Origin of the sequence: Propionibacterium ruminifibrarum (assembly GCF_900289195.1) — a bacterium.
GTDB lineage: Bacteria > Actinomycetota > Actinomycetes > Propionibacteriales > Propionibacteriaceae > Propionibacterium > Propionibacterium ruminifibrarum.
The window spans coordinates 203,844-217,317 of the sequence record NZ_OMOH01000005.1 but is presented as its reverse complement, the minus strand read 5'-3'; the positions used below and the strand labels follow the sequence as shown (position 1 = coordinate 217,317).

General features: G+C 70.8%; 16 protein-coding genes. 8 read left to right on the top strand and 8 right to left on the bottom strand.

Features of this window, described 5'->3' with window-relative positions:
• Positions 1-96 precede the first annotated feature (96 nt).
• Positions 97-1,008, top strand: a complete 912-nt coding sequence (locus tag PROPJV5_RS07665) for a DNA-methyltransferase (RefSeq protein ID WP_220474385.1) — start codon at positions 97-99, stop codon at positions 1,006-1,008.
• An 81-nt stretch (positions 1,009-1,089) separates the two neighbouring features.
• Positions 1,090-2,592 carry a Tat pathway signal sequence gene (locus tag PROPJV5_RS07660; protein ID WP_119715761.1) on the top strand — a complete coding sequence of 501 codons (1,503 nt, stop codon included), beginning with the start codon at positions 1,090-1,092 and terminating at the stop codon, positions 2,590-2,592.
• Positions 2,593-2,716: 124 nt separating this feature from the next.
• Here the strand turns inward: PROPJV5_RS07660 and PROPJV5_RS07655 are convergent, their stop codons facing one another.
• Positions 2,717-3,100 (bottom strand): DUF1304 domain-containing protein, encoded by a 384-nt coding sequence (locus PROPJV5_RS07655; RefSeq protein WP_119715760.1) that lies wholly within the window; start codon positions 3,098-3,100, stop codon positions 2,717-2,719.
• 194 nt (positions 3,101-3,294) lie between these two features.
• On the opposite strand from PROPJV5_RS07655, the gene PROPJV5_RS07650 reads away from it, so the two are divergent.
• On the top strand, positions 3,295-3,822 hold the full coding sequence (locus PROPJV5_RS07650; RefSeq protein WP_119715759.1) for a YceI family protein: 528 nt from the start codon (positions 3,295-3,297) through the stop codon (positions 3,820-3,822).
• A gap of 82 nt (positions 3,823-3,904) precedes the next feature.
• On the opposite strand, the gene PROPJV5_RS07645 is transcribed toward PROPJV5_RS07650, so the two are convergent.
• The 5 genes from PROPJV5_RS07645 to PROPJV5_RS07625 are packed head-to-tail and all read right to left on the bottom strand — an operon-like array spanning position 3,905 to position 7,060.
• Positions 3,905-4,537: a class I SAM-dependent methyltransferase gene (locus tag PROPJV5_RS07645; RefSeq protein ID WP_119715758.1), complete on the bottom strand. Its 633-nt coding sequence runs from the start codon at positions 4,535-4,537 to the stop codon at positions 3,905-3,907.
• A 58-nt stretch (positions 4,538-4,595) separates the two neighbouring features.
• Complete coding sequence (locus tag PROPJV5_RS07640; RefSeq protein WP_119715757.1) at positions 4,596-4,919, bottom strand: hypothetical protein; 324 nt, start codon at positions 4,917-4,919, stop codon at positions 4,596-4,598.
• 25 nt (positions 4,920-4,944) lie between these two features.
• On the bottom strand, positions 4,945-5,592 hold the full coding sequence (locus tag PROPJV5_RS07635) for a hypothetical protein (protein WP_119715756.1): 648 nt from the start codon (positions 5,590-5,592) through the stop codon (positions 4,945-4,947).
• Complete coding sequence (locus tag PROPJV5_RS07630; RefSeq protein ID WP_147385398.1) at positions 5,592-6,359, bottom strand: hypothetical protein; 768 nt, start codon at positions 6,357-6,359, stop codon at positions 5,592-5,594. Before PROPJV5_RS07630 ends, PROPJV5_RS07635 begins: the two co-directional genes overlap by 1 nt.
• On the bottom strand, positions 6,356-7,060 hold the full coding sequence (locus PROPJV5_RS07625) for an ABC transporter ATP-binding protein (RefSeq protein ID WP_119715754.1): 705 nt from the start codon (positions 7,058-7,060) through the stop codon (positions 6,356-6,358). The genes PROPJV5_RS07630 and PROPJV5_RS07625 overlap by 4 nt, the downstream gene beginning before the upstream one ends.
• Positions 7,061-7,158: 98 nt before the next feature.
• Here PROPJV5_RS07625 and PROPJV5_RS07620 point away from each other — a divergent pair, with 98 nt between their 5' ends.
• On the top strand, positions 7,159-8,004 hold the full coding sequence (locus tag PROPJV5_RS07620) for a sensor histidine kinase (protein WP_119715753.1): 846 nt from the start codon (positions 7,159-7,161) through the stop codon (positions 8,002-8,004).
• Positions 8,001-8,651 (top strand): response regulator, encoded by a 651-nt coding sequence (locus PROPJV5_RS07615; RefSeq protein WP_119715752.1) that lies wholly within the window; start codon positions 8,001-8,003, stop codon positions 8,649-8,651. Before PROPJV5_RS07620 ends, PROPJV5_RS07615 begins: the two co-directional genes overlap by 4 nt.
• 23 nt (positions 8,652-8,674) lie before the next feature.
• On the opposite strand, the gene PROPJV5_RS07610 is transcribed toward PROPJV5_RS07615, so the two are convergent.
• Positions 8,675-9,418 carry an NADPH-dependent F420 reductase gene (locus tag PROPJV5_RS07610; protein WP_119715751.1) on the bottom strand — a complete coding sequence of 248 codons (744 nt, stop codon included), beginning with the start codon at positions 9,416-9,418 and terminating at the stop codon, positions 8,675-8,677.
• A 133-nt stretch (positions 9,419-9,551) separates the two neighbouring features.
• Here PROPJV5_RS07610 and PROPJV5_RS07605 point away from each other — a divergent pair, with 133 nt between their 5' ends.
• From PROPJV5_RS07605 to PROPJV5_RS07595, 3 genes are all read left to right on the top strand, one after another.
• Positions 9,552-10,151: a TetR/AcrR family transcriptional regulator gene (locus PROPJV5_RS07605; protein ID WP_119715750.1), complete on the top strand. Its 600-nt coding sequence runs from the start codon at positions 9,552-9,554 to the stop codon at positions 10,149-10,151.
• Between the two features lie 147 nt (positions 10,152-10,298).
• Positions 10,299-11,246 (top strand): aldo/keto reductase, encoded by a 948-nt coding sequence (locus PROPJV5_RS07600; RefSeq protein WP_119715749.1) that lies wholly within the window; start codon positions 10,299-10,301, stop codon positions 11,244-11,246.
• A gap of 276 nt (positions 11,247-11,522) precedes the next feature.
• Entirely contained in the window at positions 11,523-12,020 is a 498-nt protein-coding gene (locus PROPJV5_RS07595) for a lipoprotein LpqH (RefSeq protein WP_119715748.1), read from the top strand.
• 168 nt (positions 12,021-12,188) lie between these two features.
• Here the strand turns inward: PROPJV5_RS07595 and PROPJV5_RS07590 are convergent, their stop codons facing one another.
• Entirely contained in the window at positions 12,189-13,064 is an 876-nt protein-coding gene (locus tag PROPJV5_RS07590; protein WP_182858635.1) for a DUF5131 family protein, read from the bottom strand.
• Between the last annotated feature and the right edge of the window lie 410 nt (positions 13,065-13,474).

Here is a 13,474-nt window from a genome sequence, read left to right as displayed (position 1 = left end):
GCATCACGCCCCGCGGGGTCAACGGCCTGGCCGCCCGACCCGTCGTTTCCCGGGGCCGGGCGGAAGTCACGGCCGGTGTCGTTTACCGTTGGGACCGTGAGCACCAGGGCGCAGTGGAGCGCTGACGGCCCCGACATGGTCATCGAGGGCGACAACCTGCCGGTTCTGCGCGGGCTGCCGGGCGAGTCGTTCCAGGTGATCTACATCGATCCGCCCTTCAACACCGGCGTGACGCAACGGCGTCGCACCGTGTCTGCGGTGGCGAGTGAGAACGGGTCGCGGCTGGGCTTCCGAGGGCGCAGTTACGAGACGGTCCGCGGCACGGTGCTCGGCTACGACGACGCCTTCGAGGACTACTGGGACTTCCTGGAGCCCCGTCTCGAGGAGGCCTGGCGGCTGCTGACGCGCACCGGCACCCTGTACCTGCACCTGGACTACCGCGAGGCGCACTACGCGAAGGTGCTGCTCGACGCCCTGTTCGGCCGTGACTGCTTCCTCAACGAGATCATCTGGGCCTACGACTACGGGGCCCGTACCAGGCGGCGCTGGCCGTCGAAGCACGACACGATCCTCGTCTACGTGAAGGACCCCAAGGCCTACTGGTTCGACTCGGCCGAGGTCGACCGCGAGCCCTACATGGCGCCCTCGCTCGTCACACCGGAGAAGGCTGAGCGCGGCAAACTGCCCACCGACGTGTGGTGGCACACGATCGTCTCGCCGACCGGCAGGGAGAAGACCGGCTACCCCACCCAGAAGCCGGAGGGCGTGCTGCGGCGCATCATCGCCGCGAGCTCCAGGCCCGGTGACTGGGTGCTGGACTTCTTCGCCGGCTCGGGCACGACGGGTGCCGCCGCCGCTGCCCTGGGCAGGCGCTTCCTGCTCATCGACGAGAACCCCGAGGCCATCGCCGTGATGCGCGGCAGACTGGGCGGGGACGTCAGGTTCGAGCCGAGGGGAGCCGAACCCGGAAAGGCCGCGAACGACGGACCCGAACAGGAGCAACCATGATGATGGACATGTCCCACGTGCCGCAGATCACGAATCCGGCGCCGGCCACCCCACCCGCCCCGAACTGGTGAGGATGCCCTCATGAACGCCCATGCCCCGGTCCGGCTGAGCCGGCGAACTCTCCTGGCCGGCACCGGGAGCGCGGCGCTCGCGCTCACGGCGGCCACCTGCTCCCCCAGCGACCCGTCCTCCGCCACGCCAGCAGAGGCGGGCATCGCCCGGCTCGACGTCACCGACCCCGACGGGCGCCTGCTCGACTTCGCGGGTCTGCGCCGCATCCAGTCCAACGGCGTCGGCGAGGACGCCTGGGACGACCAGCTGCTGCATCCCGAGAGCCTCGAGGTCATCACCCACGCGCCCCTCTACGAGGACACCGAGTCCAGCGCCGCCGTCGACCTGCCCGAGGGCGGGGCAACCCTGTCCCTGTCGTGGCCCACGAGTCACGGCTACTCGGCGCTGTTCGCGGACATCCCCGGCCCCGGCCGCCACAGCCTTGCCGAGCTCGCCGCCCGCGGCCTGCACGAGCGCCAGCAGCCCCGCCTCGACACCCTGCCAGCCTCGCAGGCGCGAACCGCCGTGGAGAACCTCAGGCAGGAGGCCTCGGCGGCACTCGACGCGTGTACGGGGGCCGCCGGGCCGGCCGAGCGCGCGGCCCACGGGGCCGAGGCCCTCGAAGCGGCCACCGCCGCCCAGTTGATGCTCGACGAGGCCTGCCTGGCGCTGGCCCCCGGAGACGCGTTCATCGGCGTCACCTTCACCCGGCCGCCCGATCCCGGTCGACTCAGCCGGGCGGCCGGCATCGGCGCAGGACACCGACCGGTGGCCGCCAGGATCGTCGTCGAGGACGACACCGACCCGGCAGAGCTGGACTCCTGGCGGCAGACCATCACCGCCCTGCACGCCGCCGGTTCCCTCGCCATGGTGCAGGTCTGCGACTCGCAGTTGATGGCCGAGCTCGACCAGGGGGAATGGGACCGGCGCGTCTCGGCGCTCGTACGGGGCCTGTCCGAGGCCGACGCGTGGGAGATCGGCAACGAACTGGGCGGTTCCTGGCTCGGCGCCGACGCCGTCGAACGGACCCTGCAGGCGGCGCACGCCGTGCGCGCCAACCAGGCCACCGCCGACGCCACCACCGTCCTGACCCTCTACTACCAACTCGGCCAAGACTCGGCGGAGAACTCCACGTTGAGCTGGGCCCGGGACAATCTGACACCCGAACTGCTCGACCTGACCGATGTGCTGGGACTGTCCGTCTACCCCCAGTGGCACCCGCTCGGCGCGGGGGCCGACCGGGTACTCACGGCACTCGCCACCGCCTTCCCCGACCAGCGCGTGGCCCTGACCGAGCTGGGATACGGCGGCGACGACCTCGACCCGGGCCCCTGGTGGTTCGGCGATGAGCACGACGCGGCCGCAGCCCGCAACGCCACCGCGCGGCACCTCACCAGCGCAGCGTTGGGCCGTCCGGGATGCTGGGGCGCGCCCTTCTGGTGGTACTACCTCGAGGACGAGGAACCCGGCACGCCGGGCGGGCCGGTCTCCGAGACGCTGATCGAGGTGGCACGGGACACCGGCTCCCGCTAGGGCATCGGAATCAGGTCGGCGCCGGCCATGACGAGGGGCCGCTGCGGCGGCAACGGCCGGGACCGCCCGGATACCACACCATGAGCGGCACCCCCTGCCGGCCCGGCAGCCAGCGCCCGGCCCCTCAGACGACCGCTAGAACGATGAACGCGATGGCGAGCAACGGCAACGAGCCCTGCTTGAGTGCCGCGGCACGTTTGTCGGGTGAACCGGTGAACAGCACGACGGCCGCTGCGAGCATGGAGCCGGCCCCGGCGAGCATGAGGGCGATTCCGGCGCCACTGATCCCACACCCGGTCAGCACTACGCCGGCCGCGGCGATGCCGGCCAGGAACAGGTTGTAGAAGCCCTGGTTGAAGGCCATCTCGCGGGTGCGCTCCGCCTCCTCAAGGCTCATGCCAAAGGTTGCACGGGAACGTTCGCTCGTCCACGCCAGCGACTCCATCACGAAGATGACGACGTGCAGCAGCGCCGCAAGCGCGGCGATGATCGATCCGGCAATGAGCATGAAACAGGTCCTCTCGTGTGCACCGCGAGCAGGCGGTGTCCCCCGCTCCAACACCCCACCGGGCCGGATCATTCCGCCGTGGAAACCAGCACCACCAAATAATTGATTATTCAATAAAGCCGTCTAGGGTGGGACCCGCACGCCGGCACCACCCTCGCCGACGACACAGGCCACGACCACCACAGGAGCAACCCATGAGCACCTACACGATCGATGTGAGCCATTCGACGCTCGCCTTCACCGTCCGGCACGCCGGTATCGGCAAGACCCACGGCCGCTTCAACGATTTCGCCGGCACGATCGAGGTCGCCGACCTGGCCACCCCGGCCGGGTCGACCGTCTCGGCCATGATCAAGGCCGACTCCATCGACACCTCCAACCAGCAGCGGGACGAGCACCTGCGCTCCGCAGACTTCTTCGACACCAGGAATCACCCGGCGTGGACCTTCGTCTCCACCGGGGTGAGCGGCAACAACGACGCATTCGTCCTGTCCGGCGACCTGACGATCCATGGCGTCACCCGCCCGGTCGACCTGGACGTCGAGTTCCTCGGCGCCGCGACCGACCCCTTCGGCGCCGAGCGCCTGGGCTTCGAGGCCAGCACCTCGATCTCGCGCAAGGACTTCGGCCTCACCTGGAACTCGGCCCTCGAGGCCGGCGGCGTCCTCGTGGGCGACAAGGTCCAGATCACCCTCGAGATCGAGGCCGTCAAGCAGTCCTGAGCCGTCTGCCCCACCCCACGCAATCGGTCGCCCTGCGTTCTGCGTGTGTCATTGCACGAGGAACGCAGGGTGACCGAGTTGATCAGCGCATCCTGCGGGCGCGCACGACGATGTCGCGATCGTGGTGACTGCCGGCTCCCCCGCTGACACGGCGCTCGCGTCCCCTGTGCCGTTCGAGCACCCAGCCCGGACCGATCGCCGCGAGCACCTGCTCGGGCATGACATGGTCGGCGAAGTGCCCCGGGTCGGGAACCTCGGCGAGGTCGTGGTGGACGAACAGCAGCGTCCCGCCCGGCGCGACGAGGCTCATGAGCACACGTTCGGCGTCATGCTCCGGGGTGCGCCGCAGCGCCGGGTACTGGGCGGAGACGAGGTCGAAGGTCGCCGGCTCCAGGTCGGCGTCGAGCAATCCGGCATGAAGCCACTCGATCTCGACCCCTGCCCGAGTAGCTGCTTCCAGAGCACGGTCGAGAGCGACGATCGAGACGTCCAGAGCCGTCACCTGCCAGCCCCGCCCGGCCAGCCAGATGGCGTCGGCGCCCTCCCCGCACCCGACATCGAGGGCACGGCCGGGCGTCAACTCCGCGGCCTCGTCGACGAGCGCGGCATTGGGCTCGCCGCTCCAGATGTGCTCGGACCTGCTGTAGCGCTCATCCCATTCCGCAGCGGCGGCGACGTCCGAGGGACCCGAGGGCAGAGCACGGTTGTGAGGCATGCGGCGAGTTTAGGCAACCCTTCATAGGCATCCAAGGCATTCAGCGCGGGTGAGAAGCTCATCGGGTCGGCAGAGAGCGGGCTCGCGCCATCGCGTCCAGTCCGGCGCCATGGACGAGCACCGGCCGCTGCACCTGCCCCGTGCCGCGCAGGGGTTCGAGAGGACGCAGCCCCTCGCGTCGTCCGATCCACCACCAGAGCAGCGGGACACAGATGAGATCTGGCACGGCGGAGAACACGAAGGTGACCGGCGAGACCTCGCCCTGCTCCAGGGTTTGCGGGGCGAGCGGCGCGATGAGGGTCAGCGTGAGGTTGTTGGCCGCGTGCAGGGCGACGGCGAGCTCGATGCCGCCGCTGCGCCAGGTCAGGGCCGCTGCCAGCACGCAGTTGGTGCCGCCCGCCTACGGCTCAGGCGTCCCGCCGCCACGAGACGAGGGCCCCGGCTGCCAGGCAGGTGAGCCAGCTGGCCAGGACGAGCAGGTCCCGCGCCGAGACCAGGTTCCCGTCGAGGAGCCCGGCCGCCGCCCCGGTGGGCAGCCAACCGGCCAGGCGCGGCGCGGCGGTCCGGACGAGGGCCGGAGCGGCCCAGACGATCACCAGGGTGAGGACGGTGCCCCGGGCCGTCGACCTGGTCGTCTCGGCGGCGAGCCAGGCCAGTGTCGAGACGAGGAGCAGATGGGCGATCGCGCCGAGGCAGTGCCGCGGATCGGCGCGGCCCAGGGCAGCCACCAGGGCCGTTCCCGTGAGTACCGAGACGACCAGCACCGCGGCCTCGAGGACGACCACGCGGGCACCTGCCCACCGCAGGCGAGCGGGCATTGCGAGCAGGGTGCTGCGGTGCTGACGGACGTACTCCTGGCCGGCGAGACCCGCCCCGCACACGACGCTGCCGGCCAGGACAAGGGGCATGACCGTGGCCAGGGATGCGCCGCCGGCCCCGTTCGCGCTGCGGACCGCGAGCCCCAGGACCACGGCCCAGCCGACGGACACGGCGAGCAACACCCAGCTCCTGCGCAGCCCGCCGATCTTGCCGAACTCGGCGACCATGACGCCCATCAGACGTCCCGGTACCGGTCGAACACGGCTCCCGCGCCACATCCGAGGAGCACCCAGCCGGCCATTGCGGCCGCCGCGGCCGGGATCGACGGCATCCCGGGCTCCTCGCCGGCGCGGATCAGCGCCGGGCCGAGGGCGTCCGGCAGCAGGTACCAGGCCCACGACCAGCGCATGGCGAGGAGGAAGCCCACCGAGACGACCGTCGAGCTCGCGACGAGGTAGACCATGGGCACCAGCCCGTTGCGCAGGACCAGCGTCGCCCCGGCTGCGAACAGCGAGAGGAAGACCGCGTAGAGCACCACCCGGCCGTCCTGCTGCCACTGGGCGGTGGTCATGGCCGGGGCGTGCGGACCGAGGACGCGGCGGGCGGTGATGGTGCCCTCGGCCAGGGCCAGGCTCGTCACGAGCCCGCCGGCCAGGGCCGCCAGCACGTACTTGGCGAGGCATCTTCTGATGCGTGCGGGCACCGCCAGCTCGCTCATGGCGGCCTGGTGTCCGCCGCCGAGTTCCTCGGGCATCGGCCGGTACTCCTGCCAGACCACCAAGACCCCGAGCGCGGCGGACGCGGCGACCGACAGCAGCGCCTCGCTCACCCCGAGCCCGGCCGGGTCGGCGTCCACGTCGGCCCGGACTCCTTCGATCGCGGCGCGGACGCTGCGCGCGTTCACCCATGTCAGGAGCGGGGTGAGCACCAGCGCGGCGACGACCGCACCGACGGCGGGACGCAGCCCGAGGAGTTTGCGGGTCTCCGTCACGAAAACCCTCATGCCGAGCCCTCCCCCGCCACGGCGAAGAAGGCGGTCTCGAGGCCCCCGTGGGCCGCGACGAGGTGCTCCACCGGGGCGGAGGCACGGATTCGTCCGCCGTCGATGATGACGACGTCGTCGGCGACCTCGGCCAGCTCGGTGATGAGGTGGCTGGACATGAGGACGGTGCCGCCGTCTGCCGCGTGGCGACGGACGAGTCCTCGCAGCCAGCGGATGCCGTCCGGGTCGAGCCCGTTGACCGGCTCGTCGAGGACGAGGACCTCCGGCTCGCCGAGCAGGGCGGCAGCGAGACCAAGACGCTGGGCCATGCCGAGGCTGAACGTGCCGACCCTGCGCCGCCCCGCGGCGGCGAGCCCGAGCTCGTCGAGCACCCGCCCCACCCGCGAGCGGGATATGCCGTTGCTCGACGCGAGCCAACCCAGGTGGCCGGCAGCGGTGCGCCCGGGATGGGCGCCGGCGCCGCCCAGGCTCACCCCGACCCTCGTGAGGGGGCGTCTCAGTGACGCGTAGGGCGCGCCACCGATCGTCGCGGCGCCTGCGGTGGCGCGGTCGAGTCCCAGGAGGATGCGCAGTGCCGAGGACTTGCCGGCGCCGTTGCGCCCGACGAAACCGGTGACCCTGCCAGCCCTGGCCTCGAAACCGACGTCGTCGAGGATCGTGGCCGCGCCACGGCGCTTCACCACGTGGTCGAAGGTGATCATGGCCCCATGGTCGGGTGTTCCGGCTGAGCGCGCATCGGCCCGCCGGGCTCGGCCCCAGGGCCGATGCGCGGCCCCGGGCAGGCCCCTAGGATTGCCGCATGGAGAAGCGGGAACGGTCCTGGCACCGCTGGGCCCTCACCCTGGGGGCAGTCGCCTTCGGCGCGCTGTCCTTCACGGTGACCGGCCGCGCTCCGGAGAACGGGTCAGGTGGCACCATGACCCTGCTCGTCGTGGCGGCCGTCGCCGCGCTGGGCTGCTGGCTGGCCGTGATGGCTCTGGCCGAGCAGCGGTCGCACCGCCGCCAGATGATCGCGGCCGCCGCGGCCGAGGCCGTTCTGAAGGACCGGCTGGTTCTTGCCGGCCAGCTTCACGACATCATCAGCCACGGGCTGGGGACGATCACGCTGCGGGCGCGGGTCGGCGCGCGCAGCAGCGAGCCGGCCGAGGCGCACGCGGCACTCGACGATGTCATCGGGCTCAGCCGGCAGGCGACGGCCGAGCTGCGCCAGGTGCTCACGGTGCTGCGCGAGCCCGGCGCCGCCGCTCCCCTGTCCCCGACCGCCGGGATCACCGAGCTGGCCGATGTCATCGAGCAGGCCCGGGCCTCCGGGGTGGCGCTGCGGGTCAGCGGGCTGGACACCCGGTGCAGCAGCGCGACCGGGCTCGTCGTGCACCACGTCGTCCGTGAGGCGCTGCGGAACATCATGCGCCACGTCGGCCCCACCGGCGCCGAGTGCACCATCGCGCGACGCGGGGATCACGTCACCGTGCGCGTCGAGGACGAGGGGCCGCACGACCAGGCCGTCTCCGTTCCCGGCGCCGGCCATGGCCTCGGCCTGCTCGAGCAGCGTGTCCGCCTTGCGGGCGGCACGCTGACCCATGGCCCCTCGGGGAACGGATTCGTGGTGGCGGCGAGCATCCCCGACGAGGGGCCGGCAGCATGATCCGCGTCCTCGTCGTCGACGATCAGGCGCTCGTGCGCCGCAGCCTGGCCAGCCTCATCGGCGACGAGCCCGACATCGACGTGGTCGCGGAGGCGTCCGACGGCGAACAGGCGGTCGCGCTCGCCCGGTCGAGCCGGCCCGATGTCGTCCTCATGGATCTGCGGATGCCCGAGGTCGACGGTTTGGAGGCCACCCGGCGCATCCTCGCCGAGCCGGCACTGGAGCGCACGAGGGTCTGCGTCCTGACCATGTTCGAACTGGACGAGTACGTCTTCGGCGCGCTGCGCGCCGGGGCCTCGGGCTTCCTGCTCAAGGACGCCGAACCCGAGGTCGTGGCCGATGCGGTCCGCAGACTGGCGCGCGGGGAGCAGATCCTCGCGCCGTCGGTTCTCAGGCGCGTCATCGAGCAGTCGTTGACCGCGCAGCATCCGGTGCGTGAGCTGCCGCAGATCACGGCCCGCGAACGTGAGGTGCTCGGGCTCATCGGGCAGGGGCTCAACAACGCCGAGATCGAGCGTGAGCTGTTCATCTCGCGCAGCACGCTGAAGACCCACATCGCGCACCTGCTCACCAAGCTGGATGCCCGTGACCGGCCCCAGCTGGTGATCATCGCCCACGAGGCGGGGTGCGTCCCCGGCAGAACGTAACCCCTGGCCGGGGACGCGTCCGCTTACATGTTGATGAGCCGGGCGAGTGCGACGCTCCAGTCGCTGCTGGGGTTGGTCGTGCTGTCCCCCACCTTCTCCTGGATTGCGGCGACGATCAGGTCCCGGCGCCTGGGGGCTCGCTCGGGGTCGGCGGCTGCAAGGGCGCCGGGGAGCTCGTCGAGCGTGAGATCGGTGCCGTAGCAGGGGGTTCCGGGCTGCTGGCGCCATGACTGCGCGATCGGACCCGCGTCGTAGGCGTCGAACCCGCTGTCGTCGACCAGGGCCATGGCGAGTTCCCGATCCTGGGGCCGATCGGCCGCCACCGGCAGTGCGACGCGATCCGCCGCCCCGCTCGGGCGGCCCTTCTCGGCCAGCGAGGCCGAACCGATCGAGTTCCAGGCCTTGGCGACCGGGCGCCCCAGCTGGCCGATGACCCACTCGCTCTCCACCCGGCCAGGCTGCAGAAGGTCCTCGCCGTCACGGAGCGGGTAGTAGTTCGATGTGTCGATGACGGTCACCGACGAGGGAAGACCCGCCACTGCGGGAGCGATCCTCGGGATCGAGCTCAGGGGAATGGACAGGATGAGCGCATCGACGTCGGCCGCGGCCTCGGCGACCGTCACGGCGCGCACCCCCTCGGTGAGCACGTCCGCCGGGATGGTCTGCGGCCCACGTGAGTTCGCCACCTTGACGTCGTGGCCGCTCCGGCCGAGATTGCGAGCCAGCGACCTGCCGATGTTGCCGACCCCGATGATTCCAATGCGCATTTCCCGCTCCTTGCTCGTGCCGCCGGATGCCCGGCTGGTCCTGACAGCGCCCGGCCCTGGCTGCCGTACCATCTGACCAAGCCACTGCCTCCGCATGATACGGAGGGAGTCTCCGGATAACAAGGGGGTGAACATGTCCGCGGCACGGACGAGGGCGCCCCGGCGCGACGCGCAACGAAACCGGGCGCGCATCATCGACGTGGCCGAGCAGGCCTTCGCCGCCGAAGGACTGGACGTCCCGTTGGACTCGGTGGCGAAGCGAGCCGGGGTGGGGGCCGGCACCCTGTACCGCCATTTCCCCACCCGCGAGGATCTCGTCGCGGCCGTCCTCGAGGGCCGTCAGCCGGACCTCGACCGCGAGCGCGCGGGCATCGAGGCCGAGCGCCTCGAACCGGACGCGGCCCTGGACCGGTGGCTGGCCGTCCTCGTGTCATGGATGCGGGCGTACAACGGCCTGCCCGGGTCCCTGCGCGCGGCGGTCGACGCCCGCTCGACGCCACTGGGGATGACGTGCGAGACGGTGATCGCCGTGACCGATCACTTCCTCGGTGCCGCTCAGCGGGCGGGGGCGGCACGCCCGGACGTCCAGGGGCTCGACCTCTTCCTCGGCGCACTCGGTACCGCCTGGGCGTCCACCGCGTCCTCTCCCGGCACAGAGCCTCCCGACGGCAGGACCGGCGACGACCTGCTGCGGCTGCTCCGCTGCGGCTGGGCGGTGGGCCGGCCGGGCTGACCCCGGCTCGACGAGCCGGTTCGGAACGGGCCGCACGACACCCGTCGGACCGGCTTGTCCGCCGAGGACCACCAGGTCAGGGCCGTGTCGCCCTAGGATCGAGCCGGAACGAACTCGTCGGCCCTCCGGGCCCCAAGGAGACCTCCCATGAAGACCATCCCCATCGGAACCACCGGCACCACTTCGTCCAACATCATCTCGGGCATGATGCGCATCGCGGACGACACCGATGAGCAGATCCGCGCCCTGTACACGGCGGCGCGTGAGGCGGGCATCGACTTCTTCGACCATGCCGACCTGTACGGCTTCGACCGCCCGAACGGCATTCACCTGTGCGAACGACGGTTCGCGCAGGCGCTGCACCTCAGCCCGTCCGAACGCGAGCAGATCATCCTGCAGACCAAGACCGGCATCGTCGCCGACCCGTGGGGCTACGACCAGTCCTACGAGCACATCGTCGGCTCCGTCGAGGAGTCGCTGAGGGCACTGGGCACCGACTACCTCGACGTCCTGCTGCTGCACCGCCCGGACGCGCTCGTCGAGCCGGAGGAAGTGGCCCGGGCCTTCGACCACCTGGAGTCCAGCGGGAAGGTCCGCGCATTCGGGGTGTCCAACCACACCCCGCGCCAGATCGACCTGCTGCGCACGGCTGTGACCCAGCCGATCAGCGTCAACCAGATGCAGCTGTCGGTCGCGCACGCATCGATCATCACCCAGGGTCTGGCTGCGAACATGACCACCACCGATGACGCGATCACCCGCGACGGCGGCGGCATCGTCGAGTACGCGCGCATCAACCGGATCACCCTTCAGGCGTGGAGCCCGTTCCAGAAGACCACCCGCGACGGGGTCTTCCTCGGCGCGGCGGACCATCCGAAGCTGAACGCCGAGCTCGACCGGCTCGCCGCCAAGTACGGCGTCACCCCGACAGCGATCGCGGTCGCCTGGATCACCCGCCACCCGGCCAGAATCCAGGTCGTCCTCGGCACGACGACGCCCCAGCGGGTGACAGAGGCCGCGGCCGGCTCCGACACCCCGCTCACCCGCGGTGAGTGGTACGGGCTCGTCCGGGCCGCCGGGCACGAGGTGCCGTGAGCATCCGACAGGAGGCGACACTGAAGCCCGAGTGGCCGCGTTGGACGAATCGTCCGGCACGATCCGGCACGGCAACGAGCCTGCGCAGGCCCAGGCCTTGCGGAACCTTGGCCCCGCCCGGGCCCGGATCACCGATGAGGTCTTCGACCGGTTTCCGGGATGGGGACGACGATTCCTATACTGATGAGGGCTGATGCCCGTCGTCGGTCACCGGTCCCGCCTCGGCGCAGGATCGGCACCCCTCGATCACGACCGCGTACGAAGTGAGGACGCACCATGAAGAACCCCACCACCAAGACCGTCATGACCCTGATTCTGGCCCCTGCCCTGGCGCTGAGCCTGGGCGCGTGCAGCGGCCAGTCGAACACCACCGAGAGTTCCTCTCCCGCCGAGGCCGCCACGACGAGCAGCGCACCCGAGGCGACCACCGGCGGCGACTTCTCGGCGACAATCGACGGTGAACCCTTCACCATCGACCAGCCGATCGTGGCGTGCGGCACGGAGGATGGCATGACCACTGTCCACGCCGCGTCGACAACGACAACGGCCAGCTCCTTCACAGTGACTCTCGACGAGAATGGCCAGGTGGCCATGATCAATGCCGGCCGGGAGGGCGAATCGGTGCTCTCCTTCATAGACGTCGGTGGCATTGGCCATGCCGAGGCGACGGTCGACGGCTCGACCTACACCGTCACCGGCGAAGCGCCCGCCGAGGTCGCGACGGACCCCTCCGTCCCGCTGCGGAGCTTCGAGATGACCGCCACCTGCGGTTGAGCGCATGGACGACCATCCGCTGGGGCCGGCCGAGTCGTCATACGGCCGGCCCCAGTGACCCCTCCGGTCCAGGGCCGTTGACGCGGATCATCGTGTGGCCGACCGGAACTCAGGTGTTGTCGCAGTGAAGAACGGCCGGTGACGCCGGGCTGAGCGGATGGTTCCTGGTCAGGCGCAGCGCCCCTGGTAGAGGCCATTGCAGATGGGCCGGGAGCCGCAGGTGAGGCAGTCGCCGGAGAACTCGGGAACGTGTAGTTCACCGGCGGGGATCTCCCAGCCGAGCGGTGCGCGCAGGTGCCATGGCCGGCGGGCGCGGGCCTGGTAGGACAGTCCGGAGCGGTGGGCCTGCACGGACTGGTGGCGTTTGGAGCCCATCCGGTAGGTGCGGCCGTCCTTGACGAGGACCGAGCCGGTCTCGATGAAGGTCATGGACACGTCGGCGGCCTCGCACTGGGCGCGCAGGGAGCGGACCCAGTCGATGTCGAGCGGCCTGGTGCCGCCGTAGTTCTCACCGCCGACGAGGATCTGCTCGACCTGCCCGTCGGCGAGGTACGGGGCCACGTCGAGGGGACCGATGAGGGGCGCGGCCATGGCGCCCTTGTGGGCGAAGGGCAGGTCGAGCAGGACGGGCATGCGCTGGTCGGCGCGCCGCTGGTTCTCGACGGAGACCGAGAGCATGACGTTGTCCCAGCCGTCGCCCCAGTCGCCGGGCAGGCAGCGGGCGACCCGGTGCGGGCGCTTGGTGAGCAGGAAGAACTTCACGTCGGGGCGAGCCCGGATGACGTCCCAGGCCTCCTCGCGCCAGGGATCGGCCTGGCGCAGGAAGAAGTCACTGGTCATGCACACGCGCAGCATCTCGCCGGCGCGCACCTTGTAGGCCCCGTTGCGGTCCACGCTGAGCGGGTAGGTGAAACCGGCGGGCGCGACACGGCGGATGACCTCGCCGTCGACGCCCCACGAGGCGTCGCGGTGCATCATGAAGCAGTTGTCACAGCCCTCTGAGACGCGGCGGCAGCCGTGCCAGGGGTTCCAGGTGTCGTGCACTCCCCCTCCTTCTTCGGGACATGATCGCTGCCCGTGTCGCCGGCCATGAACCATCTTGCAGCCCGCCACTGACATTTCCCGGGCGAGCCGACTGCTGGGGCGGTAGCGCGACAGTTGTGAGGCCAGTGCGGATCGTCGTCATGGCCTCGGGGCAGAAGACGATCGCACCGTGTTGCAGCAGTGTGGCGGATGGAAGTCCAGAAGGGGCCCGGACGAGCGGAGCACGAGCAATGTGCCCGGTCGAATACGGCATGAGCCACTACGGGACTCAACCACGGCCGAGGTGAGGACGTCACAGGTCGGGGATCTCGGCATGAGAAAGAACTGCTCAACGGAGCCGTCCCCACTCACCGTCTCCAGCCGGGCCGGAGCCCTTGGGTGGGCAGACACTCGGTTGCGACGATGACATG